General features: G+C 61.1%; 19 protein-coding genes and 1 tRNA gene. 7 read left to right on the top strand and 13 right to left on the bottom strand.

Annotation, left to right across the window (positions count from 1 at the left end):
* Positions 1–191 precede the first annotated feature (191 nt).
* The 3 genes from smc to MRX98_RS05315 all read left to right on the top strand — a co-directional run bounded on the left by smc (position 192) and on the right by MRX98_RS05315 (position 5,321).
* Complete coding sequence (gene smc, locus MRX98_RS05325) at positions 192–3,788, top strand: chromosome segregation protein SMC (RefSeq protein ID WP_246903699.1); 3,597 nt, start codon at positions 192–194, stop codon at positions 3,786–3,788.
* Positions 3,789–3,807: 19 nt separating this feature from the next.
* A complete protein-coding gene (gene ftsY / locus MRX98_RS05320) occupies positions 3,808–4,926 on the top strand; it encodes a signal recognition particle-docking protein FtsY (protein ID WP_246903698.1) in 1,119 nt (372 codons plus the stop codon).
* Positions 4,927–5,048: 122 nt separating this feature from the next.
* Positions 5,049–5,321: an HU family DNA-binding protein gene (locus MRX98_RS05315; RefSeq protein WP_246903938.1), complete on the top strand. Its 273-nt coding sequence runs from the start codon at positions 5,049–5,051 to the stop codon at positions 5,319–5,321.
* A gap of 75 nt (positions 5,322–5,396) precedes the next feature.
* Here MRX98_RS05315 and MRX98_RS05310 read toward each other — a convergent pair whose 3' ends face one another.
* From MRX98_RS05310 to mfd, 11 genes are all read right to left on the bottom strand, one after another.
* Positions 5,397–5,681 carry an acylphosphatase gene (locus MRX98_RS05310; RefSeq protein WP_246903697.1) on the bottom strand — a complete coding sequence of 95 codons (285 nt, stop codon included), beginning with the start codon at positions 5,679–5,681 and terminating at the stop codon, positions 5,397–5,399.
* Between the two features lie 41 nt (positions 5,682–5,722).
* A complete protein-coding gene (locus tag MRX98_RS05305; RefSeq protein WP_246903696.1) occupies positions 5,723–7,597 on the bottom strand; it encodes a helix-hairpin-helix domain-containing protein in 1,875 nt (624 codons plus the stop codon).
* A gap of 5 nt (positions 7,598–7,602) precedes the next feature.
* Positions 7,603–7,857: a hypothetical protein gene (locus MRX98_RS05300; protein WP_246903695.1), complete on the bottom strand. Its 255-nt coding sequence runs from the start codon at positions 7,855–7,857 to the stop codon at positions 7,603–7,605.
* 68 nt (positions 7,858–7,925) lie between these two features.
* A complete protein-coding gene (glyS, locus tag MRX98_RS05295; protein WP_246903693.1) occupies positions 7,926–9,998 on the bottom strand; it encodes a glycine--tRNA ligase subunit beta in 2,073 nt (690 codons plus the stop codon).
* Between the two features lie 130 nt (positions 9,999–10,128).
* Positions 10,129–11,001 carry a glycine--tRNA ligase subunit alpha gene (glyQ, locus tag MRX98_RS05290; protein WP_246903691.1) on the bottom strand — a complete coding sequence of 291 codons (873 nt, stop codon included), beginning with the start codon at positions 10,999–11,001 and terminating at the stop codon, positions 10,129–10,131.
* Positions 11,002–11,129: 128 nt separating this feature from the next.
* The gene (locus MRX98_RS05285; RefSeq protein WP_246903689.1) at positions 11,130–12,176 is read right to left on the bottom strand and encodes a GHMP family kinase ATP-binding protein; all 1,047 of its coding nucleotides are present in this window, start codon (positions 12,174–12,176) and stop codon (positions 11,130–11,132) included.
* A gap of 58 nt (positions 12,177–12,234) precedes the next feature.
* Positions 12,235–13,002 carry a DNA repair protein RecO gene (gene recO / locus MRX98_RS05280; RefSeq protein ID WP_246903687.1) on the bottom strand — a complete coding sequence of 256 codons (768 nt, stop codon included), beginning with the start codon at positions 13,000–13,002 and terminating at the stop codon, positions 12,235–12,237.
* Positions 13,003–13,121: 119 nt separating this feature from the next.
* Positions 13,122–14,126, bottom strand: a complete 1,005-nt coding sequence (locus MRX98_RS05275) for a helix-turn-helix domain-containing protein (RefSeq protein ID WP_246903685.1) — start codon at positions 14,124–14,126, stop codon at positions 13,122–13,124.
* Positions 14,127–14,146: 20 nt separating this feature from the next.
* Positions 14,147–15,142 (bottom strand): SurA N-terminal domain-containing protein, encoded by a 996-nt coding sequence (locus MRX98_RS05270; RefSeq protein WP_246903683.1) that lies wholly within the window; start codon positions 15,140–15,142, stop codon positions 14,147–14,149.
* A 63-nt stretch (positions 15,143–15,205) separates the two neighbouring features.
* Entirely contained in the window at positions 15,206–15,910 is a 705-nt protein-coding gene (locus tag MRX98_RS05265) for a SurA N-terminal domain-containing protein (protein ID WP_246903681.1), read from the bottom strand.
* 43 nt (positions 15,911–15,953) lie between these two features.
* The gene (gene mfd / locus MRX98_RS05260; protein WP_246903679.1) at positions 15,954–19,466 is read right to left on the bottom strand and encodes a transcription-repair coupling factor; all 3,513 of its coding nucleotides are present in this window, start codon (positions 19,464–19,466) and stop codon (positions 15,954–15,956) included.
* A 27-nt stretch (positions 19,467–19,493) separates the two neighbouring features.
* On the opposite strand from mfd, the gene MRX98_RS05255 reads away from it, so the two are divergent.
* Positions 19,494–19,569 (top strand) — tRNA-Thr (locus tag MRX98_RS05255).
* A 160-nt stretch (positions 19,570–19,729) separates the two neighbouring features.
* Here MRX98_RS05255 and MRX98_RS05250 read toward each other — a convergent pair.
* The gene (locus MRX98_RS05250; RefSeq protein ID WP_246903677.1) at positions 19,730–19,903 is read right to left on the bottom strand and encodes a hypothetical protein; all 174 of its coding nucleotides are present in this window, start codon (positions 19,901–19,903) and stop codon (positions 19,730–19,732) included.
* A 210-nt stretch (positions 19,904–20,113) separates the two neighbouring features.
* Here MRX98_RS05250 and MRX98_RS05245 point away from each other — a divergent pair, with 210 nt between their 5' ends.
* From MRX98_RS05245 to MRX98_RS05240, 3 genes are all read left to right on the top strand, one after another.
* A complete protein-coding gene (locus MRX98_RS05245) occupies positions 20,114–20,452 on the top strand; it encodes a hypothetical protein (protein ID WP_246903675.1) in 339 nt (112 codons plus the stop codon).
* Positions 20,453–20,546: 94 nt separating this feature from the next.
* Positions 20,547–20,678 (top strand): hypothetical protein, encoded by a 132-nt coding sequence (locus MRX98_RS21985; RefSeq protein WP_281432207.1) that lies wholly within the window; start codon positions 20,547–20,549, stop codon positions 20,676–20,678.
* A 98-nt stretch (positions 20,679–20,776) separates the two neighbouring features.
* Entirely contained in the window at positions 20,777–21,091 is a 315-nt protein-coding gene (locus tag MRX98_RS05240; RefSeq protein ID WP_246903673.1) for an integration host factor subunit alpha, read from the top strand.
* Here MRX98_RS05240 and MRX98_RS05235 read toward each other — a convergent pair.
* A complete protein-coding gene (locus tag MRX98_RS05235; protein ID WP_246903672.1) occupies positions 21,072–22,775 on the bottom strand; it encodes a sugar phosphorylase in 1,704 nt (567 codons plus the stop codon). The two genes, MRX98_RS05240 and MRX98_RS05235, sit on opposite strands and share 20 nt — an antisense overlap.
* Positions 22,776–22,795 lie beyond the last annotated feature (20 nt).

Genomic DNA, 22,795 nt, shown 5'->3' with positions numbered 1-22,795 from the left:
GCCCTTTACAATCGGGAACCGGCTTGATATGAAAAGGCCATTGAGTTTGGCACACCCCGGCCTTTCGGCAGCGCCCCCGGTAGTTGGACCATCATTCACCTTGGCCATCCCGGGCGCTGCTTGTGTTCCGTTACCGAGGCGAAGCCAATTGTGTGCAAATCCGTTCAACGTTCCGTTCGGAGGCCGTCGGCATGAAAATCAAAAAGCTGGAAATTGTCGGTTTCAAATCGTTTTTGGACAAAGCCAGCATTCAGTTCCCCGAAGGCATCTCGGCCATCGTTGGCCCCAATGGGTGCGGCAAGAGCAATGTGATCGACGCGCTGCGCTGGGTGATGGGTGAGCAAAGCGTGAAGCAGTTGCGCGGCAAGAGCATGGAAGACATCATCTTTGCCGGCGCCAACGGGCGTCCGCCGTTGAACATGGCCGAAGTGACCCTCACCATGACCAACGACAACGGCCACGCCCCGGAAGCCTTCCGCGATTACAGCGAAATCAGCGTGACGCGGCGCTTGTATCGCTCGGGCGAAAGCGCCTACCTGATCAACAAGCAGCCTTGCCGTCTCAAGGACATCTACAATCTGTTCATGGGCAGCGGAGTCGGCACCCGCACCTTTGCCATCATTCAACAAGGCAATATCGGGGCCATCGTGGATGCCGGCCCCGATGAACGGCGCCTGTTCATTGAAGAGGCGGCCGGGGTCACACGCTACAAGTTCCGCAAAACCGAAGCGCTGCGCAAAGTCAAAGCCACGGAGCAGAACCTGCTGCGCATAAACGATATCGTCGCCGAGGTCAATCGCCAGATGGCCGGACTGCGCCGCCAGGCCAAGACCGCCGAACGCTACAAGCAGTATCAAGAGCGTTTCAAGGCCATCGACACCCGCCTGTTGATCCACAGCTACGACGATTACAGCCGTCAAATCGCCGAGGCCGAAAGCCTTCTGGCCGAGCTCAAGGATGCGGATCTGGCCCATGTCACCCAATTGAAGAAGATCGATGCCGCCGTGGAGGCGATCAAGTTGCAACGGTGGCAGAAGAATCAGGAGATCGCCACTCAAAAATCGCAGCATTTCGAGTTGCAACGCAACATTGACCGCATCGAAACCGAACGGGGCCATTTAAATGGCGATGCGGAACGCCTGGGCGGCGAAATCACGGCCCTCGAACAAGCCCACGCCGATTTGCGTGCCAAGACGGTCACCATGGGATCGGAGGTCGAGCAGGTGACCGCTCGCAACCAACAGGTCCGGGAAGAGATCGCCTGCGCCAAGGAAACCCTCGATCAGGACCGGGGCAGCGCCCAGGGCTTGCAGGAGCGGATGCAACGGCTCCATCAAGCCGCCGAAACCCATAAAAACGACCTCATGCACCTGGTGGCCGAAGAGGCCCGTTACAAAAACACCTACCTCAACGCCACCAACAACAAGGAAAGCCTGAAACGGCGGCTCAAGCGAATCGATGAAGAGTTGGTCCTGGCCGACAAGCAGGTCGCCGATCTGGAGAAAAACCGCGCCGAAGAACAAAACGCCATGGAAGAGATCCGGGTGACCATGGGCCGCTGCGAAACGCGCATCCGGGAACTGAAGGAGGCGCTGGCGCAAGCGTCCACCGAACTGGGCGCGCAGGTCAAGAAGACCCAGACCCTTGATCTGGAACGCAACAAGGTGCGCTCCCAATTGGCTACGTTGAAGAAAATGGCAGCCAACTTCGACTGGTACCGCGACGGCGTCAAAGCGATCATGCAGGCCCGCCGCGGCGACGATGAAGCGGCCGCCGATGCCCCCGGCGGGGCTTTGGAAGGCATCCTGGGCCTGATGGCCGACCTGGTAGAGCCCTCCCCCGGCTACGAGAATGCCGTGGAGGCGGTATTGGGTGAAGCCCTGCAATATGTGATAGTGCAGGACCAGCAGTCCGGGGCGGCCGCCATCGATTATCTGCAAAGCAGCGGTGCCGGCCGGGGCGGTTTTCTCCCGGTGGCCGGACTGAAGCCGTTGGCCAACGGCAACGCACCGACGGTGGACCCGTCCTTGCGCCTGCTGAACCATGTCGTTGTGCGGCCGGAGGGTCAAACCATCGCCGAAGCACTGCTGGGCCATGTCGCGGTGGTGACCACCCTGGACGATGCGCTGCAGCTTTTCAACCGCAACGGGCGGGTGCAAACCATCGTTACCCGGCAAGGAGACGTGGTCTCCCATCAAGGGGTTCTCATCGGCGGCAGCCGGGAACAGCTCAGCGGCATTTTGGCCAAAAAGCAGGAGTTGAAACAGTTGGCGGCCCGCGACGAAGCGATTGAAGGCGAGTTGGCCGAAGCCCAACACCGGCAACAGGACCTCGAAGCCGAGGTACGGCGGATCGAGACGGCCCTGCAAACGGCCATTGCCGAAAAAAACGGTGCCGCCGATGAAGCCCTGGATGTGGAGAAGAATCTGTACCGCCTGGGCGAGGATCTCAAGAATGCCCGCCGCCGGCTTGAAATCAACCGCCTCGAACAGGAACAGATGCTGGGTGAAGAAAGCGACCTGGATGAAGAGATGGGCAAGTACAACCAAGCCCTGGAAAAGATCGCCGTGGAAGTGCAACAGGTGCAGCAGCACACCACGGATACCAACCAGGAAATCAACCGCCTCACGGCGCAACTGGAAGCCCACAACCAGAAAGTCGTCGATCTGAAGCTGGAGCTCACCTCCCTGCAGGCGAAACTGGAAAACGGCAGCAACACATTGCAGCGGCTCAAGGCCTTCGAACGGGACAGCCAAACCCGGTTGGAACAGTTGCGATTGGAAATCCATCAGAAAAAAGAGAAACGCATCGCAACGGCCGCCAAACTGGAAAGCCAGGAGACAAAACTACAACAACTGTACGCCACCCTCCGGGAACTGGAGCAGACCCTGGCCGGTAACGAAACCGAATACAGCGCCATCGACGAAACCATCCGGGAAAGCGATGAACAGCAGGCGGCCATCCAATCCGAGCGGGAAAAGACAGTCGAAAAAATGCGCTTCATGGAAGTGGACCTCTCGGAAAAGCGCATCAAACGGGACAACATCGCCGGCAAGGCGCAGGAACGCTACCATGCCACCATTGCCGTTCTGAGAGCGCAACAGAGCGCAAGCGACACCGCTCAAATGAGCGACGCGGAAATGTCCGACGAGCTGGACCGGTTGCGCACCAAGATCGCCAACATCGGCGATGTGAACCTGGGCGCCATCAAGGAGTACGAAGTGCTTAAAGAGCGATTCGATTTCCTCGGCACCCAGCGGGACGATCTGGTCAAAGCCATCGAAGATCTGCACAAGGTGATCCGCAAAATCAACCGCATCACCCAGGAACGCTTCATGGACACCTTCGAGCAGGTCAACGCCAAACTGATGGAGGTCTTTCCCAAGTTGTTCGAGGGCGGCTCGGCCCGTCTGGAGTTGACCGAGCCCGGCAAGCCCTTGGAAACCGGCGTCGAATACATGGTGCACCCGCCGGGCAAGAAATTGACCCGCATGAGCCTGCTCTCCGGCGGCGAGAAGGCGCTGTCGGCCATTGCCTTCATCTTCGCCATCTTTCTGATCCGACCCACCTCCTTCTGTCTGCTGGACGAAATCGACGCACCCTTGGACGAAGCCAACGTGATCCGTTTCAACAACCTGATGCGCATGATCGGCGAAAGATCCCAGATCATCATGATCACTCACAACAAAAAGAGCATGGAGTTCGCCGAAACGCTCTTCGGCGTCACCATGGAGCACAAAGGTATTTCCAAAGTCGTATCGGTCAACCTTCAGGCCCAAGCCGCCTGACAAACAGGACACCCCTCCCATGGCACTGAAATGGTTTAAAGGCAAAAAAAAGTCCGAAGTGGCAACGCCCACTCCCGAAGAGCAGGAGGAGCAAGCCCCGGCAAAGGATGACGGCGCGCCGCAGCCCGCGACCCCGAACGACACGACCGCCCCCCAGCCCCCGGTCCCCGAGCCCCTCCCCGCCCAAACAGCGTCCGCGCCCGCTCCCGGCGATAGCGCTCCGGCATCAACCGGTAAGGGGCTGTTCGCCCGTTTGAAGCGCGGCCTTACCAAGACCCGGACCATTCTGACCACCGACATCGACCAGTTGTTCAGCGGCAAACGTCAAATCGACGACGAGATGCTCGAAGAGATCGAAGAATTGCTGATCACCGCCGATATCGGCGTCCAAACGGCCATGGATCTGATGGACGGCATTGCGCGCAAAGCGTCCCGCATTCAAACCCCCGATGCGCTGAAACAACTGCTCAAGCAGGAGTTGCAAACACTGCTGGCGAATGCCGCACCGCCGACAGACGCTTTGCAGGAAAAACCCCATGTGGTCATGGTGGTCGGCGTCAATGGCGTCGGCAAAACCACCACCATCGGCAAACTGGCGGCCCGCGAGATCCATCAAGGCCGCAAAGTGTTGATCGCCGCCGCCGACACTTTCCGGGCGGCCGCCGTGGAACAGTTGACGATTTGGGCGGAGCGCGCCGGAGCGGAATTGGTGCGTCACAAAGAGCAGGCCGATCCCGCTGCCGTGGCCTATGACGGCATAGAGGCCGCCTTGGCCAGGGGAATGGATACGGTCTACGTCGACACCGCCGGCCGCTTGCACACCAAAGTCAACCTGATGGAAGAGATCAAGAAGATCCAACGCACCATCACCAAGAAGATGCCCGGCGCACCCCATGAGATCCTGCTGGTGTTGGATGCCACCACCGGTCAGAACGCCCTCGCCCAGGCCAAGATGTTCAACGAATCACTGGGCGTCACCGGCCTGGTGTTGACCAAGCTGGACGGCACGGCCAAGGGCGGGATCGTCATCAGCATTTGTCAGCAGCTGCAGCTTCCGCTCCATTTCATCGGTGTCGGTGAAGGCGTTGACGATCTACAACCCTTCGATGCCGCCCGGTTCGTCGATGCGCTCTTTTGAGCTTCCCGAAACCTTTGTCCCGCAAGGATTTTTTTGTATTGACACACCCCGCAAGCCTGCTGTATGTGCCAAAAGAGAGACGAATGGTTGGCAACCACACAAACCGAGGGGGGAACGGGTCAATGACGAAAGCAGAACTGGTAGAAAAGATGGCAACCGATGCGGGCATCTCCAAAACCGCAGCCGCGGCCGCACTGAACTCCTTTGTGGATTCAGTGACCAAAGCTTTGAAGAAAAAGGACGGCAAGGTTACGCTGGTGGGTTTCGGCACCTTCGCCAAGCTGCGCCGCAAAGCCCGGAAGGGTCGTAATCCGCAAACCGGTGAAGCCATCAAGATCAAGGCCGGCAACGTGGTCAAGTTCCGTCCGGGCAAAAAACTCAAGGATTCGATCTAGCCGGTATCGGTTTCGAAAGGCACCAAAGCAAAGGCGGTTGCGGCGAATGTCGTCGAACCGCCATTGTTTTTTCGTTTACGCGCTTGGCCGGATGACGAAGCCCGGCGGCTCGCCGGCCTCGACCTGCCAGGTTACCCGCACGTCGGCCACCCGGGACATGGGAGAGCCTTGGCGGCACCAGTCGATGGCCGCCTCCACCGTCGCCCGGGGACCTTCAAATACCGCTTCCACCGTGCCGTCGCTGCGGTTACGGACCCATCCCGATACCCCCAGCCGTTCAGCAGCGCGACGGGTCTCTTCACGGAAGAAAACGCCCTGCACCCGGCCGCTGACAATGACGTGTGCACTCACATCCGCCATCGGTCCACCCTCCTTTCGGTCGTCGCAGTTTCACCAATGGGTCAAGTTGCATCCTGCCCGCCCCCATCGATCAATCGCAGGTAATCCGCCTCGCTCAACAAAGTCACCCCGAGGGCCTCGGCTTTGCTGCGCTTGGCGGCGCCCACCTTGTCACCGCACACCAGCATGTCGGTGCTGCGATTGACGGCGGTCTGCACATCGGCACCCAGGCGACGCGCCTCGGCTTGCATTTCCTCGCGGCTGCCGCGCTGCATCTTGCCGGTGAAGACAATGCGTTTGCCGGCAATGGGGCTGTGCGCCGCGGTCTTCTCGGAAAGCAGTGGCGTGCGCTCCATTTCAAATCCCAATGCGAGCAGGTGGGCAAGGGTCTCGCCGATCCGGGTGATACCGTCCACAATGCGTTGACTGGTCTTGGCGCCGAAGCCATGGATGGCCGCGATGGTTTGCGCGTCCAGCGCCGGGAGTGCTTCAAGGCGATGGTGTTGCAGCAGTTTGCGGCTGTCGCCCACCCCCAGGTCGGGCACCCCCAGGGCGGCCAGAAAACGCCAATCCTCCACCGTCTGGGTGCGGCTGAGCATCAAGGCATCGGCCAGATTGCGCGATTGTACGGGGCCGAAACCGAGCTCGTTGAAATCGGCCTCGTTCATGGCATAGATTTTCTCCAGGGTATCGAACCCAGCCGCCACCAGGCGCTGGATGGTCTTGATGCCGAACCAGTCGGCATTGCCCAACACACGGAACCAGTGACTGATGCGCTGCTCGATCTGGGCGGGGCAGGCGGGATTACTGCAGTTGAGAAACAGTTCCTTGCCGTTGTCGTCCGTATTCAGGTAGGTCAGATCGCTACCGCAGGAGGGACACTGCCCGGGCAGGTTCACCTGCGGTACCGGCATCAGCACCTTCTCCAGCTTGGGAATGACTTCACCACTGCGAATCACTTCGATGCGCGCACCTGGGCCGATGCCCAGCTTTTCCACCATGCCCGCATGGTGGGCGGTGACCCGCCGTATGGTGGCGCCGGACAAGGCCACCGGCGTCACCTCCAGCACCGGCGTCACATTGCCGGTACGGCCCACCTGCCACTGGATGTTTTCGACGATGGTGACGGCGGTCTCGCCTTTGCGTTTGACGGCAATCTGCCATCGGTAGTGGTGGGTGGTGGCCCCCATCCGGGCCCGAAGTGCATGATCGCATACCGACACCACCACGCCGTCCATTGGGTAGTCCGTCTGCTCAGCCAACGACTGGACGATCTGATCGATGCGGTCAAGCAGTTGATCGCCGGTGCCTTCCCAGTGGGGCAGCCGGCTGTAAGGCACGAAATGGACCATGCCCGCCTCCAGGGCTTGGCGCGCATGCGCATTCAAGGTGTCCGAGGAGACAATGCCGACCACCATGTTGCGCGGGTGTTCGAAAATGCCGGCCAGATGTTGGTCGAAGTAGGAGTGCACCACGGTGATTTCGCCCAGGCCCTGGCCGCGCCCGCCCACCGGTGTCACGCCCTTATCCCAGGCGCTGCTGATGTCGTAGCCCATCAGGCCGTTGCCGCGACTGGCCAACAGCGTTCCATCGTCACGACCGGCCAGGCCATCGAGCTTGGGCGTCACCTCGTAGCGCACCTCGGCCATCCCCATGCTCTGCGCCTCTTTCGCGACGCGCTGGACGAAACGGGTCAATTGTTCGCCGGTATAGGCCTTTTCGATGGAAAGCATGGGCAGGGGATGGCGCACTTGGGTCCGGCCGGAGAATTTCTCCGGCTCCACCCCCTGCAGGAAGGGATGTTGCGGGTCCAGCTCGCGCAGGGTTTCCACCATACGATCATAGGTGGCGTCATCCACCAGCGGCGCACCACCGCGGTATGCGGCGTTCCAAGCCTCCAGTTGCGAGACCAGCTGATCGATATCCACGTCGACCATGGCGATTATTGCGGGCCGGACAAGCGGCTCAACTCATCTTTCACTTCGTCGATGATCTCATACAACCACAGCAGATCCTCGATGGTCAAACGGCCGGCCTTGGCCGGCGCTCTCTGGCCGCCGTCCTTGCGCCGCAAAAGGCGGGGGCCGATCTGCACTTTGGCCTCGCCACCGTCATAACGTTGAATGGACACCGCCAGACCGGTCTCTTCGCAGTGCCACTGCTTCAGGATCTCGTCTTTATTGGGATCGTAAGGCATGCAAGTCCCTCCCTCTCTTTGTTCTTTGTAGCTGCCGTTGAAAGGGGCGCGGCCAAACGCCCCTCTCCTCATGTAGCGATTTTGGAGAAATCGGCGATGCGTCCGAACAGATCGGCGATGGCCTGCAACAGTGCGAGTCGGTTGTCCCGCAGGCGCGGATCTTCATCCATGACCATCACTTCGTCGAAAAACCGATCCACCGGTTCGCGCAAGGTGGCGATGATGCGCAGGGCATCGTCCGGCCGTCCGGCCGCCAGATGCGCTTCCACTTGGCCTTTGACCTGCCCGCAGGCATCGTACAAGGCCTGTTCGGCCGATTCGGTAAACAAGGTCGGCGCGGGTGACCGATCCGGCAAGGATTCGGCCTTGCGCAGAATATTGACCGCCCGCTTGAAGGCCACGGCCAGCGGTTCGAAGTCCGGGGCGCCCTTCAAGGCCTGCAAAGCGGCGGCCCGTTGCCACACATTGGGGATATGATCTACGGAAACGGTGACCACCGCCGCCACCAAATCCTTGTCGTAATGCCCCTGCTCGGCCAGCAGATGGGCGATCCGCTGTTGGAGAAAACCGTACACCGCCTCGGCGGCGGCCGTACCCGTCGTATCGCCGGCAAAGGGCTGCATGGCTTGTTCGATGGCCGCCCGCAGCGAAAAGGTCAATTGTTGCGCCAGCATGATCTGCACGATGCCGATACCCAGGCGACGCAAGGCATAGGGATCGGAAGCCCCGGTGGGCGTCAGGCCGACGGAAAAGCAGCCGCAAATGGTATCCAGCTTGTCGGCAACGGCCAGCAGGGCGCCGGTGCGGTGTTGCGGCAGCGGGCCGCCCGAGTATGTGGGCCGGTAATGCTCTTCGATGGCCGCCGCCACCGCTTCGGGTGCGCCGGCCGCCGCGGCGTAGACCCGCCCCATGATGCCCTGCAGGTTGGGAAACTCGTACACCACCTGGCTGACCAGATCGGCCTTGCACAAGCGGGCGGCCTGCAGCAGGTCCGTTTTAAATTCCGGCCCGGCGACGTCGGCCAGCCAGCCGGCCATCTCTTCGATGCGTTGGCTTTTGGCGTGCATGGTGCCCAGTTTGGCCTGGAACAGCACCCCTTTGAGCTTTTCGTTCCAGTTCTCCATGGGCTGCTGCAAATCGCTGCGGTAGAAAAACCGGGCATCGGACAACCGTGCCCGCAGCACCCGCTCGTGGCCCCGGGCCACCAGGGCCATGTCCTTGGTGGCGGTATTATTGACCGCCACGAAGCACGGCATCAGGCGACCATCGGCATCGGTGACGGCAAAATACTTCTGGTGCTCCCGCATGGAAGTAATCAAAATCTCCCGCGGCAACTCGAGAAACACATCGTCGAACCGACCGCCGGTTGCAAAGGGCGCTTCCACAAGGTGGGTCACCGTGTCCACCAGCGCCTCATCCGCGACGATGGTGCCGCCCAGCTCGGCGGCCGCCTGATCGATCCGCACCTGCACCATGTGGCGTCGCTCGGCGATATCCACGATGACGGAGGCCCCGCGCAGGGTCTCGTGGTAGCTGGTCGCATCATTGATTTTAACCCGTTTGGGATGCATGAACAGGTGCCCCCGGGTGTGGCGACCGCATTTAATGGCGCCACCCAGCGTGAAGCCGATCACCCTCTGGCCCAGGAGGGCCACCACCGACTGAATGGGGCGGGCGAAGGCGATGGACAGATCGGACCAGCGCATGGTTTTGGGAAAGGGGGTGTTGAAAATCGCATCGGGCAGTAATTGACGCAGCACACTGGCCGTGGTGGTGCCTTTGTCCACCAAACGGCCGCATAGGTAGCGCCCCTTGGGGGTATCGGCCACTGTCAGCCGTTCGACGGGCATCCCCACCTTCTCGGCAAACTTGCGCGCCGCCATGGTCCAATTGCCTTGATCGTCCAGCGCCACCCGTTCCGGTGGGCCGGTCACCGTCTCGGTGAGGGACCGTTGACGGGGCGCCACATCGGCGATGATCACCGCCAAACGCCGCGGTGTGCCGCAAGTGGTCACGGCGCCGTGTTCGATGCGCGCATGACCCAGTTTCCGGACCAGATCGGCCGCCAGGGCCGTCAGGGCCGGTTCGATGTAGCCGGCGGGAATCTCTTCGGTGCCGATCTCAAGCAGTAAGGATTGCATAACCACCTCTATACAGAAGGGGCGCCCGGCCGGGGGACGGCAACTGCCGCCGAACGACCTGCGCCTATGGCAGCAACGAAGCGGAAAACGCATAGGGTTCGCCGCTTTCGAGGGCCGGTTGCGATTTTCATCAGGGACGATCGAGCAAGGGATGCCCCATCGCTTCACGCTGCCGGCAATAGGCTTCGGCACAGGCCCGCGCCAGATTGCGGATGCGGCCGATGTAGCCGGTGCGCTCGGTAACGCTGATGGCCCCCCGTGCATCCAGCAGGTTGAAGGCATGGGAGCACTTCAAGCAGTACTCGTAGGCCGGCAGTACCATGCCTTCGGCCACGACACGTTGCGATTCCGCCTCGAAGCGGTTGAACAGCTCCAGCAGCATGGGCACATCGGCCAGCTCGAAGTTGTAGGTGGACTGCTCCACCTCCTGCTGATGGTGCACCATGCCGTAGGTGATGCGCTCGTTCCATTGCAGGTCATACACGTTGTCCACGCCCTGCAGATACATGGTGATGCGCTCCAGGCCATAGGTGAGCTCCGCCGTGACCGGAGAGAGCTCGATGCTGCCGGCGTGTTGAAAATAGGTGAACTGGGTGATCTCCATGCCGTCCAGCCACACCTCCCAGCCCAGGCCGGAAGCGCCCAGGGTGGGGGATTCCCAGTCATCCTCCACGAAACGGATGTCGTGCTCCAGCGGATCGATGCCCAGCGCCTTGAGGCTGTCCAGATAGAGCTGCTGCACATTGCGCGGCGAGGGCTTGAGAATCACTTGGTATTGGTAGTAGTGCTGCAGCCGATTGGGGTTTTCCCCGTAGCGGCCGTCGGTGGGCCGGCGGGAGGGCTGTACATATGCCACCCGCCAAGGCTCGGGTCCCAAGGCCCGCAACAAGGTGGTGGGGTGAAAGGTGCCGGCCCCCACTTCCATGTCGTAGGGCTGCACCAGGACACACCCTTTGCGGGCCCAGAAATGGTGTAACGCCAATATCACATCCTGAAAGTACATCTTTGCTTCCTCACACGCTGTTAGACCGTTGCCCGGCATGGCGTTCGGCCGGCCCTAGGGCGGCGATCGACGCAAGGGCGGTCATCCGTCCATGATTGCTCGGGCCTATTACCATCATCGCCTCTGAATCACAAGAGACCTTCGGGATCCACCGCGGCTTCCAGGATGGCTGCGCCCTCCCGGCGGCTCGTGATCCGCTCCCATTCGGGCCGCAGGGTCTGAATTCGTTCCGCAGCGCCCAGGGCCCATATGCAGCCACCGGCGCCGGCTCCGGTGAAGCGGACGCCGCATCCGGCCCGACGCCCCTCTTCCACCAACATCCGACCGATATCGTCCAGCACCTCGGGGGTCATGCGACAGCGCAGGTCGGTTTCTCGATTCATCTGCGCGCAGGCCGCTTCCAAGCGTGCATCGGCCAACGCATCGATGAACGTCCGGCTGCAAGCCACGATCTCCCGCCACAGGTCGCGATGCCGGCCGGCCAGAAAATCGCGCACCCAAGTGCCGTTCACATCGGCGGACACATGGGGCACGCCGCAATAGGCCACCATCACTTGCTGCGCAAACGCCTTCTCCTGGCCGGGCGCCAATATCGCGCGGCGTCGAAACCCTTCGCCGGTCAGCATGCCGGACCAATACCAGCCGTTGACGCCGCCGTATACGGCAGCCAGCTGATCCTGCAACCCGCATACCGATCCGGCCACACCCTGCTCGATGGCATGGGCCAGCAAAGCAACGGATCGCTTGTCGGGCATCGGCTGCCCTTGGCGGGCCCATAATTTGCTGAAAGCCCAGATGAGGGCCACGGCGGCCACCGAGGAGCCGCCCAAGGCGCTGCGCGGCGGGGATGCGGAGTCGATGTCGATATGGACCCCGTCGGCGCCGAAAAAAGCGGCCACGGCGGCCATCAATCCCAGGGGATGATCGAAGGAGGCCTTGTCGCCGTCCAGCTCCATGGGCGCGAACCCGGTGGCTGTCAGTCGAATTTTACCGGCGGTGTGGGGCCGCAATGTCACCGTAGTACGCAGATTCAGGGCTGCGTTGAAGGTGCAAGGCCCCAGGGGTTGCAGCGGCAAGTGAAAGGTGCTCAAATCCAGGGTGCCGCCCATGTCGATGCGGCACGGCGCCGAGGCGGAAACCGGCCCCGCGGCCAACAACGAGTGAATCGATGTCATATGGTGCTCTCCTGCAGCGCCATCCGGTCAAGGCCCGCCGGTTGCCCCCGGACAGCCGTCAATGATCGCGTACCTGGCGCAAGAATGCCAAACTTTTAGGTATCCGACCGATGTGGTACGGCACGAAAGCCTCCAAAAAGGTGGTGGCTTCCGCCAGCACGCCCGGGGCGAAGCGCAAGCGAACCGCCTGTTGCAAATCGCCACCGGCGAGCCAGAGCAACTGCTTCAAGGTGCCTTTGGTCACCTGCAGATGGTGCTCGCGCTCGGTGGGGCAATGCGCGCACACCACGCCGCCCCTGCGCAAATCGACACAAAAGCGTTGCTGGGATATCTCCGCCACGGCGGTTTGACAGCAGGCACAGCGCTCGAGGACCGGCTGCAAGCCTTCCTGGCCGATGAAACGCATCTGAAACAGGAGGCTCAACACCGCATCGGGCAAGCGGCCTTCGCCCAAAGCGGCCAAGGCATAGGCCAACAACCGATAGATGTCCGGTCGCGCTTGTCCCTCTTCCAACCACAGGGCGACAAGTTCCGACCAGTAGCCGGCATAGGCCGCCTTGACCACATCGGAGCGCACACCGCCCAACGCGCGATCGAGAGTGGCCTCCTCCAGCACCGCCATACCGTTGCCGCGCCCTCGACGGTAGACGATCCGCAACCCCGCGAAAGGCTCCAAAATCCCGGGAAACCGCTTGGTGCTCTTTTTGGCCGCTTTGGCGATCAGGGTGCAAACGCCGTGATCCTCGGTCAAAACCGTCAGGATCAGGTCGAAATCACCGTAGTCGCGCCGGCGCAGTACAATGGCGGGGTTCTGGATGTGGGGCATGCAAAAATCAGTTCGGCGTCCAAGGTTCAAAGCAAGGCGTGCGGCCGGAAGGACGGAAGCGTTTCGGATGGCCGGCGGCATGCACCGCAAATCATCCGTGCGCGAGGCGCGAGGCCGATTTATTCCCGCGGCAACCGCAGTCGGACCACCTGACCGCTGCGGCCGGACAGCGGCACCGGTTGACCGTCCAGTTCCAGGCGCACGCCGCCGGCGTTGCCGATGACCAGCGCAAAATGGTTGCGGGCTTCCACGGTGATGCTGTCACCCGGTGCGAGGATCGCTTCCCGCGGCGGGTTTCCGTCGCCGGCGACGCTGAGCCAGCTGGTCTCCACGACGCTGATCCGCAGCACCTTCGTCGGCGAAGGCGTCTCTGCCGCCGCTGCCGCGGCCTCTGGTTCGGCAGGCATATCGGCCGCAGGTGCAGGGGGCGCTACTGTTTCGGCGGCCGGTGCCGCTGCCGACGGCAACGTTTCGGCAGCCGATCCGGTTGTCGCGGGCGGCGCCTCGGACACCGGCTGCACCGGATCGGGCGGTGTTGCGACGGTGGCCGGTGGCGCAACAACCGCCGGTGGTTCGGGCGCCGCGGGCGTTTCCCCCGCCGCTGCGGGCGGTGGCGGTTCCGCTGCCGGCTTTGGCGCCGAAGGCGCGTCGGTCGCCGTTGCTGCCGCCCGCTCCCCATCCGAAGCGGACCTTTGCGCAGCCGGGAGGGCATCCTCGGCATTTACCGGCTCCGCCTCCGTTGAAATGCGCTGCATGATGAGAATGGTGCCGCCGATCAGCAGAACCAATAAAACCAGCGCCAGGGCCAGACGTTTGCCGAACCCCGTACTTCCCGTAACGGGCGGTTGCGGTGCGCTCAGTTCCTGTTGCACGGCGCAATAGGCTGCATAACGATCCAAGGCTTCCCCGGGATCGGCGCCCACCGCATCGGCATAGGCCTTGACAAACCCCTTGACGAAGGTGGGGGAAGGCAAGTTGGCCCAATCTTCGCTTTCGATCTGCCGCAGACAGGTCATGCTGACCTTGGTCCGGCGCGCCACCTCCTCCAGAGAGATCCCTTCGGCACGCCGACGGCTCTGCAAATATTGCCCGAAATCGATGGGTTGGTCGGTTTTTTCAGTCATGCAAGTCCCTCTTCGATGCGCTACTGGACGACCTGGATGTGGGCCCTGCGGCGCAAAGCCGCCAGCCAGGCATCGAAACGTTCATCCACCTGTTCGGCGTAGAGTTTCTCTTGAATCTCCGGTTTCATCTCCTCCAAATCTCTACCGCCCGAATGAACCACTTCCTCAATGTAGAACAATTGGTAGCCTTGCTCGGTTTCCACCACCGGCGTAAACTGTCCTGCCTGCAGCCCTTGCAAGGCTTCGCGCACCGGCTCGGCCAACAGGCGACCGGCGTACAATCCCAAGTCGCCGCCCTCGCGGGCCGTGGCCGCCTGGGAGTAGCGTCGCGCCAAACGCTCGAAGGCCTCGCCCTGCTGCAAACGCTCATGGAGGCGCGCCATCTCCTGGCGCACCTGTTCCCGCTCGGTCGGAGAGGGGGAGGTCACCCGCATCAGAATGTGCCGCAAGTGGTATTCGGTCTGTCCGGCATACCGGTCCCGGTTGGCTTCGTAATAGGCCCGCACCGCTTCATCGGTGATCACGATACGGGACTTGACCTCCCGGTTGACGATGCGCGACCGCAGCAGTTGCTCTTTCAGATGGTCGCGGTACATCTCATAGGTCATGCCCTCCAATTGCAGCATGCGGGTCATGTCTTCTTCGGACACATTGTTCATTTGCCGAATGCGGGCAATGGTTTCGTCCACCTCGGCATCGCTGACCGTGATCCCATGTCGCCGGGCCTGTTGATCGGTCAAAGTGTCGGTGATCATTTGTTCCAGAATGGCATCTCGTTCCGAATGCAGCACCAGGTCGACCCTCGCATCGGAATAGCCTTGCTGCTTGAGTCGCGCGCGCATGGGGGCCATGGCCTTTTCCAAATCGCTCTGTAAAATGATATCATCGTTGACAACGGCCACGATGCGGTCCACCAGTTCGGCATGCACCGGGCCGCCGACGAACAAGGCCGACAGGAGCCCTGTCAATATTACCACCGCCAAAATTCGGCGGATCTGGTCCATTGGCTTCAACACTTCTCTTCTCCTTTAATCCAGGCATCCACCTGAATGCACAATAGCATCGCTTTTGCGATTTCCTCAGGGCGTGTCTTGCATATAGCTTTCCCATACCGTTTGATTGATCGCCACCGGATAGTTTTTTTCCAGATCGGCGATCCATGCCTCGTAACCCGCCTCGCCCTTGTTGCGCCGCAGATGGGTGACAATCCTTTGGTGGACCGCGTCTCGATCCTCTGTTTCCGGCACACCTTGGGGGTAGTAGGTGGCATGGTATTCGGCCACATCTTCCGGGGTGATGCGCATCTCATCCACGAGGGTCTCTCGGATCACCTTTTCCGCCAACAGGCGCGCTTGCAGGCGCCGCTTCCAGAGTGGAAAAGAGACGGCGTTCTCCAGCAAGGTCTCCTCGAAGGTATCGTCCGGGTAATCGGCCTTGATGGCGTCCACGGCCGCCTCCAGCTCGGCGGGGCTCACCATGATGCCCCGATCCGCCGCGTAGGAGGCCAGCACCAGCTCTTCGCTCAACTGGTTGAACACCCGCAAATGCAAATCGGCCAACATCTCGGGATCGACCTGTCGCTCTCCGGGAAAGGCCTCTTCCTTGGCCATCCGCACCGACTGGTCGTATTCACTCAAGGTGATGGTCTGGTCACCGACCTGGAGCAGCACATCCTCCGGTGTCCGCTCCCGCGCACACCCGCCGAGGAGGATCAGCCCAAAAATGACGAGCGGGCACAACGCCCGCCCGGCCGTTTCGAACAGTGTCTTGCACAAGAGGTTCAAACTCTGCCTCCATACCACTCAAACCATCTAATTATTTAGGAATTTATTCGTTAACATGGCGGGCGATTTCGATCAAGAGGTTTTTCGTGCGGGCCACCAAGGCCTTGGGTGGGCCGGGGGACAGGGTGGCTTTGAAGATGTGGTCGGGGGTGATCCGGTACTGTTGACCGGCCGCTGCAACCATCTCCACGATCCCGAACGGTTTTTGCTGATGCAGTTCGGAAAATTGCAGCTGCAGATGATGATCTTGTAAATCCAAACGTTTGCATCCAGCCCGCACCGCCAGAATTTTCAACATGATCTTGAGCAGCAGGTTGCCCGCCTCATCGGGCAGGCGACCGAAACGGTCCTCCATTTCGGCTTTCAGGGCACTGACGGCCTTCACTTCGGTCATGCGTGCCAGCCGGCGGTAGATGGAGAGGCGCTGATCGATGTCGGCGATATAGTGTTCGGGCAAAAAGGCGGCCAGAGGCAGATTGATTTCCGGCTCCAGGCTTTCCTGGACCGGCTCGCCCTTGAGCTCGGCGATGGAGCTTTCCATGAGCCGCAAAAACATGTCGTACCCCACGGCGGCGATATGGCCCGATTGGGAAGCCCCCAGGATGGTGCCGCCGCCCCGGATCTTCAAATCGCTCATGGCGATCTGAAAGCCCGATCCCAGATCGCTGTGCTCCATGAGCACCTTGAGCCGTTTCTGGGCATCCTTGGTCAGCGTGGTTTCCGGCGGGATGAAAAGGTAGGCGTAGGCCTGCTCGTCGCCCCTGCCCACCCGCCCGCGCAGCTGGTAAATCTGGGCCAGGCCGAAGTAGTCGGCACGGTTGATGAAAATGGTGTTGGCCCCGGAAACGTCCAACCCCGATTCGATGATGGTGGTGCACACCAGCATCTGGATTCGGTGTTGCATGAAATCCAGCATCACCTTTTCCAATTGGTCTTCGGGCATCCGACCATGGGCCACCGCCAGTCGCACTTCGGGCACCAGCCGCTGCAGATGATCGGCCAAACGCTCCAGGCCGGCGATATGGTTGTGCACGAAAAAAATCTGACCGTCGCGGGCCAGCTCCTTGCGGATTGCATCGGCCACCAAGGCCTCGTCGAATTCACACACATAGGTGACGATGGCCCGACGCTGCTCCGGCGGCGTGGCGATCAAACTGATGTCCCGCAGACCCAGCAATGAAAAGTGCAATGTACGGGGAATGGGGGTGGCGGTCAGGGTCAGCACATCCACCGAAGCGCGCAGGCTTTTGATCTTCTCCTTGTGCCGCACCCCGAACCGCTGCTCCTCGTCCAGGATCAGCAGCCCCAATGATTTGAAGACCACATCCTTTTGCAACAGCCGATGGGTGCCGATGACGATGTCGATGGTGCCCTCGCGGATGCCCTCGACGATTTGGCGCTGCTCCTTGGCGGAGCGGAAACGGCTCAAGGAAGCGACGCGCACCGGGTAGCGCTTGAAACGCTGACTGAAGGTGGCATAGTGCTGTTCGGCCAGCACGGTGGTGGGCACCAGCACCGCCACCTGCTTGGCATCACTGACCGCCAGAAAGGCGGCCCGCAAGCCCACCTCGGTCTTGCCATAGCCCACATCGCCGCACACCAGTCGATCCATGGGCATGGGCTGTCGCATGTCGTTGAGCACATCCTCGATGGTTTTACGCTGATCGGCCGTCTCCTCGTAGGGAAACCCCTCTTCAAAATCCCGAAAATAGGTATCCACCTCGCCGAAAGCATGCCCCTTCTGCACCTTGCGTTCCGCATACAGTTTCAGCAGCTCGCCGGCGATCTTCTCCGTGGAACGTTTGACCTTGTCCTTGACCCGCTCCCAGGTCACCCCGCCCATCTTGTCCAGCACCGGGGCAACCTCGTCGACCCCCATGTATTTTTGTACCAGCCCCATACGCTCCACTGGCAGATAAAGCTTGTCGCCGTCACGGTAGACCAACAGCAGGTAGTCGTTGACCGAACGATCGACGGCCAGCTTGACCAACCCCTCATACCGCCCGATGCCGTGCTCGCTGTGCACCACCAAATCGCCGCTCTTCAGATCCTCGATGTTGAGCAGCTGGTCGGCCGCTGCGGGGCGGGCGATGGTTTTGCGCGGCCGGTAGGCCGTACCGAAGATCTCCTCGTCACTGAGCAGGGCGATGCCCGCGTCCGGCCAGACAAAGCCGGCGGTTGCGCCGCCCGGCAGGAGGTATATCCTTCTCCGTCCCGTCAACATATCGCAAGGGGCCTCGATGAGGTTGGCCTGGAGACCATAGGCGGCCAACCCTTCCGCCAAGCGGTTGCGATGGGAGGGACGGCGACACATCAACAGCACGGTCAGCCCTGCAGCGCTTTGCACCTGTAACCAGTCCACCAGCGGCTGCAACGGCTGCTCGCCGGCAACGCCGGCCTGCAAACGCCGTCGCAGATCGTCGGTGTCGCTCACCTTGGTACGGCATAGGATGGTTTCGGCAGCCCCCCGGCCGGCCGTCACCGCCAATGCGATGAAGGTTACCGGTTTGAAGCGATCCAGCAATGCTCCCACCCGGTCCCATCCCAAATAGAGGGCGTCCGGCGCAACCACCAACTGCTGCCGCGCCTTGGCACTCTCGTAACCCTGTTGGGACTGGTTGGCCGTCTCGGCGGCGGACCGTGCCAGGTCGACCGGGTCCAGCAGGATCGGCACCGTGTCGGGTGCCAGATAATCGAAAAGGGTGTCCAATTGATCGAAAATCAGGGGCAGCAACCCCTCCAATCCGGGAAACAACCCCTCGGTTTTGAACCGCTGAACGATATCCCGCACCGCCGTTACCGGCAGACCCAGCTCGGCGGCCCGCGTCCGAATGCGCCCCAGCACCGCATTGAGCGTCCCGCGGTCCAGCACCGCCTCCCGGGCCGGCAAAATCACCACCTCATCCAGGTCTCGAATGGTGCGCTGGGTATCGGGATCGAAGCTTCGGATGGAAGCGACCAGGTCGCCGTCCAACTCGATCCGCAGCGGATCATCGTGCATGGGCGTGAAGATATCCAGAATCCCCCCCCGCACCCCGAAGTCGCCCATCTCCTCCACCAGAGCGGCCCTGCTGTAACCGCCGTCCACCAGTTTCTGCACCAGGGCATCACGGTCGATCTCCTCGCCCTTGGCCAGGAGCTCGGCGTAACCGGTCAGCACCGCCTTGGGGATCAACCGCTGCAGCAAAGCCCCCGCAGTGGTCACCACCAGAGGGGCCTGCACACCCTCAACCATCTGAAAAAGGGTACGGATGCGTTTTCCAGCGGTTTCGTTGTGGTAGGCCAGGGATTTGAAGGCGGAAGCGTGGTAGGGCGGGAACAGGAGCAGCGGAGGCGCCAAGTCCGTTAAAAAGCGGGCAAGGATCTCGATGCATTGCTCCGCTTCACGAGCCGTTGCCGCCACCACCAGCAGCGGGGCACGATGGGTGCGATACATTTGGGCGATCGCCCAGGGCGCCGCCGCATCGGTCATGCCGGCGACATCCACGCCATCGGCGCGACGCATCAGGCCCGCCAGCAATTGGTCCCAGGAAATTTCCCCTTGATTTCGGTGCATAAAAACAGTAGTTCTGTGTCGTTTTTGGCCGGCGTAGCTCAGTCGGTAGAGCAGCTGATTCGTAATCAGCAGGCCAGCGGTTCGAATCCGCTCGCCGGCTCCAGAAATATCAACGGGGGTCGGGTCCTTCCCACCCCCTCATTTTCGAACCATCGGAATACGCCCCCCTGCCGTATGGCGGGGAGGGGTTTTCCGTCCCCGGTGGGGTTGTCGCGGTCGTCGTGACGCGCGGGCACTCGGCGAAGCGTTCGCCGCGCTGCCCGCTACTTGGTGCGGCCGCTCAACAGCGCGTCCAACGCTTCGATGACGACGCCCGTGATGGTGTTGCCGTTTTCATTGGCGTATTTAGATGCCCTTTCCGCCAAACGGCAGGGGATGTTGATGACGATCTCCCGGGTCTCTTCCGAGCATGTGATTTCGGTGGGTTTCTCGCTCAAACCGGATCCTTTCCATTGTCCATTTATAAACGGCGAGATTTAAGAATGCCGGATTTGTTGTCTTGACACCTTGTTCCCATCCGTATATCCTGCCATCCATATGAAATCATTCCCAAACAAAGGCTATGGTAGTTATCACACCCGGATCTTAAAATCCAATCAAAAGATGACGCCGAAGCGAAGGCCGCGGGGGGAATCGAAGGGGACAGCATGAAATGCATCGATGTCATCGAAGGAACAGCTAAAAGCATCATCGACCAAATGCACGCCGTTTGCATGGATCATTGCCTGGATGACAGCGAATATGTGCGCAATGCAAAAGCGATCATCGACGGCACCAAGCGGTTCCTTTCGCAAAATCCGGAAGTGGTGGCGGAGCCGCAACTGTTGCTGGATGTGCTCTACGCCTATTCCAGGGGCCTGTGGCTGACCCGCCCTCAGCCCACCGATGCGCCGCCCTCGTCCAAGAGTGAAAGCAGCGACGACAGCGAAGAATACCAAACCTATTACTATGACTATCTCTATCAGCGTGGCGTCTACCCGCTCTGAACAATAAGGCCCTTTGCGCGAAAGATTGGGAAGGCCGTCGACAAACTCACGGGCCGGTATAATACAACGCTCATAAAGAAGGTATTCTCTCGACATGGAAGATGTGGACGACATGGATTTGAAGGCTGAAATCGACCGTATTGCACAAAAAATCGACACCATTATCGAAACGGTGGAAAAACTCGACCCGGCGCGCAAGGAGCCACCCCCGCCGGACGAAGAATAAGTCCCCTTCGGTCGGGTGCGCTGTCATGAACCCCCCGGTCCGGACCCCATGGCAGATCCCTACGATCCCCCGGCAACCGGGGCTTGGAGGAGGCGCAGATGACACTCACGAAAAATGACATCGTGGCCAAAGTCAACGACTTGGGCTTCACCAAGAAAAAATCGGCCGAAGTCGTCGAGTCCCTGCTGGAAATTATGAAGGACGCCTTGGCCGAGGGTGAGGACGTGCTGGTCTCGGGCTTCGGCAAATTTTGCATCAAGCAGAAAAGGCCCCGGCGTGGACGCAACCCGGCAACCGGCGAAGCCCTGTTGCTGGATCAGCGCAAGGTGGTCACCTTCAAGTGCTCCGGCAAGCTGCGCGAAGCGATCAACGGCGACGGCGACCAGGCGCCCGTCACGCCACACCCGGTGTGAGCCACACGGCTTGATAAGCGTTGACAGGCACGCGCGCCGCCTCGAACCAGCGGCCGCTGAGCACATCATGCAGCCGGCCGACGCCGCCGAAAGGCTGTAAATTTAAGACAACCGATGCGCCGCCGATATGGGTAACGGCAAAGAGCGTTTGTTGATCGGCCTGCCGTTTGACGGCAAACAGATTGGGTTGCAGCGGCAGTACCTGGCAATCGGCCTTGGGGTGAAAGGCCGGCTGTTGCCGGCGCACCGCCAGCATTCTGCAGTAAGGGAAAAATATCCGTGAGCGGAAATTTCGAACATCGGCCAAGGCGGCATTCACTGCTTCCAGGCGCAACTTCTCCCGGTTGATGCTGCGGGCTTGGCCGGTCCGCGCCACCCCCTCCCGCCAATTGCGAGATCCCAGCAAACTGTGCAAATAGACCCCGGGCACCCCGGGCAGGCAAAGCTGGATGGCCTGGGACGCCAGGAAACGCGCCGCGTGCAGGGCACCGCCCCACGGCCCCGCAAGCCCCATGGCATCCACATAGGTGATGTTCAGTTCGTAAGGGATGGGTCCACTGCCCGCGCTGTGGCGCAAAGAGACGCCGCCGCCGCCCTTCTCGGCCAAGCCCGCCAGCCGGTCGATTTCGGTCGCAGGCAGAATGCCCTCCAGGGGGCGCACACCGATGCCGTCATGGGAAGCGGTAAAGTTGAAAAAGGCGGTGCGGTCCGATGGTGTGGTCAGGGTGGCGGCCCATTTGGACAAAACGCGGCTGTCGGCCGTCGTAAAAGCGTGCAGCAACAAGGGCGCCAATGTAAAGTTGTACACCATTTGGGCCTGATCGGTGCCATTGCCGAAATAGCGGATGTTCTCCGCGTGGGGCACATTGGTTTCGGTGATCAACCACACATCGGGCGCCACCACATCCAGCACAGCCCGCAGCAGCCGCACCACATCATGGGTCTGGGGCAGATGGATGCAACGGGTGCCCAATCTCTTCCACAGATAGGCCACTGCGTCCATGCGAATCAGGCGCGCACCCCGGGAGACATAGAAGAGCAACACCTCGACCATTTTGCCCAAGACCTCGACACTCTTGTAATTCAAGTCGATCTGGTCGGCGCTGAAAGTGGTCCACAAGTGCACTTGCCGACCCGACTGCTTGGTAAAGGGGGTCAGCAGGGGCAGCGCCCGCGGCCGGACCACGGCGGACAAATCGGCCGTCGGATCGACCTCGATGGCCAGATCGGTAAACCCCGGCTGCTCGGACAGATAGTCGCTGAACCACCGGCTGCGCGACGAAATGTGATTGAGCACGAAGTCCACCATCAGGTCGAAATCATCGCCGCAGCGCTCCACCATTTCCCAATCGCCGATGGCCGGATCCACCGCATAATAGTCGCATACGGCGAAACCGTCATCCGACGAGTAAGGGAAAAAGGGCAACAGGTGAATGGCTGAAATCGCCTCGGCCAGCCGCGCCTTGGCGAAGCGGTGCAAGGTGCCCAGGGGCTGCTCGTCCCCGGCGCGCAGGGTGTCGCCGTAAGTGATGAGCACCACGTCCCGTTCCGAAAAGCCCCGCCCGGACCCCGTCGTCCGTGTTTCGTAAGCAGCCAAAATTCCGGAAATACGATCAAAGGCCCGGCCCCCGTGGGCGCCGTAGAGCGCGTCGAGCAACCGGCGAATGGTATGCATGGCGGTCATGGTCCCCCCTCGGCGGCCGC

It is taken from the genome of Desulfatitalea alkaliphila (assembly GCF_022968795.1).
GTDB classification, from domain to species: Bacteria; Desulfobacterota; Desulfobacteria; order Desulfobacterales; family Desulfosarcinaceae; genus Desulfatitalea; species Desulfatitalea alkaliphila.
Note: the sequence above shows the minus strand (reverse complement) of the source record. Positions and strands in the feature narration are given on the sequence as shown.

Excerpts from the sequence above, each read along its gene's own strand:
- smc (WP_246903699.1), top strand. The coding sequence starts at position 192 with ATGAAAATCAAAAAGCTGGAAATTGTCGGTTTCAAATCGTTTTTGGAC.
- ftsY (WP_246903698.1), top strand. The coding sequence starts at position 3,808 with ATGGCACTGAAATGGTTTAAAGGCAAAAAAAAGTCCGAAGTGGCAACG.
- MRX98_RS05315 (WP_246903938.1), top strand. The coding sequence starts at position 5,049 with ATGACGAAAGCAGAACTGGTAGAAAAGATGGCAACCGATGCGGGCATC.
- MRX98_RS05310 (WP_246903697.1), bottom strand. The coding sequence starts at position 5,681 with ATGGCGGATGTGAGTGCACACGTCATTGTCAGCGGCCGGGTGCAGGGC.
- MRX98_RS05305 (WP_246903696.1), bottom strand. The coding sequence starts at position 7,597 with ATGGTCGACGTGGATATCGATCAGCTGGTCTCGCAACTGGAGGCTTGG.
- MRX98_RS05300 (WP_246903695.1), bottom strand. The coding sequence starts at position 7,857 with ATGCCTTACGATCCCAATAAAGACGAGATCCTGAAGCAGTGGCACTGC.
- glyS (WP_246903693.1), bottom strand. The coding sequence starts at position 9,998 with ATGCAATCCTTACTGCTTGAGATCGGCACCGAAGAGATTCCCGCCGGC.
- glyQ (WP_246903691.1), bottom strand. The coding sequence starts at position 11,001 with ATGTACTTTCAGGATGTGATATTGGCGTTACACCATTTCTGGGCCCGC.
- MRX98_RS05285 (WP_246903689.1), bottom strand. The coding sequence starts at position 12,176 with ATGACATCGATTCACTCGTTGTTGGCCGCGGGGCCGGTTTCCGCCTCG.
- recO (WP_246903687.1), bottom strand. The coding sequence starts at position 13,002 with ATGCCCCACATCCAGAACCCCGCCATTGTACTGCGCCGGCGCGACTAC.
- MRX98_RS05275 (WP_246903685.1), bottom strand. The coding sequence starts at position 14,126 with ATGACTGAAAAAACCGACCAACCCATCGATTTCGGGCAATATTTGCAG.
- mfd (WP_246903679.1), bottom strand. The coding sequence starts at position 19,466 with ATGCACCGAAATCAAGGGGAAATTTCCTGGGACCAATTGCTGGCGGGC.
- MRX98_RS05245 (WP_246903675.1), top strand. The coding sequence starts at position 20,114 with ATGAAATGCATCGATGTCATCGAAGGAACAGCTAAAAGCATCATCGAC.
- MRX98_RS21985 (WP_281432207.1), top strand. The coding sequence starts at position 20,547 with ATGGAAGATGTGGACGACATGGATTTGAAGGCTGAAATCGACCGTATT.
- MRX98_RS05240 (WP_246903673.1), top strand. The coding sequence starts at position 20,777 with ATGACACTCACGAAAAATGACATCGTGGCCAAAGTCAACGACTTGGGC.
- MRX98_RS05235 (WP_246903672.1), bottom strand. The coding sequence starts at position 22,775 with ATGACCGCCATGCATACCATTCGCCGGTTGCTCGACGCGCTCTACGGC.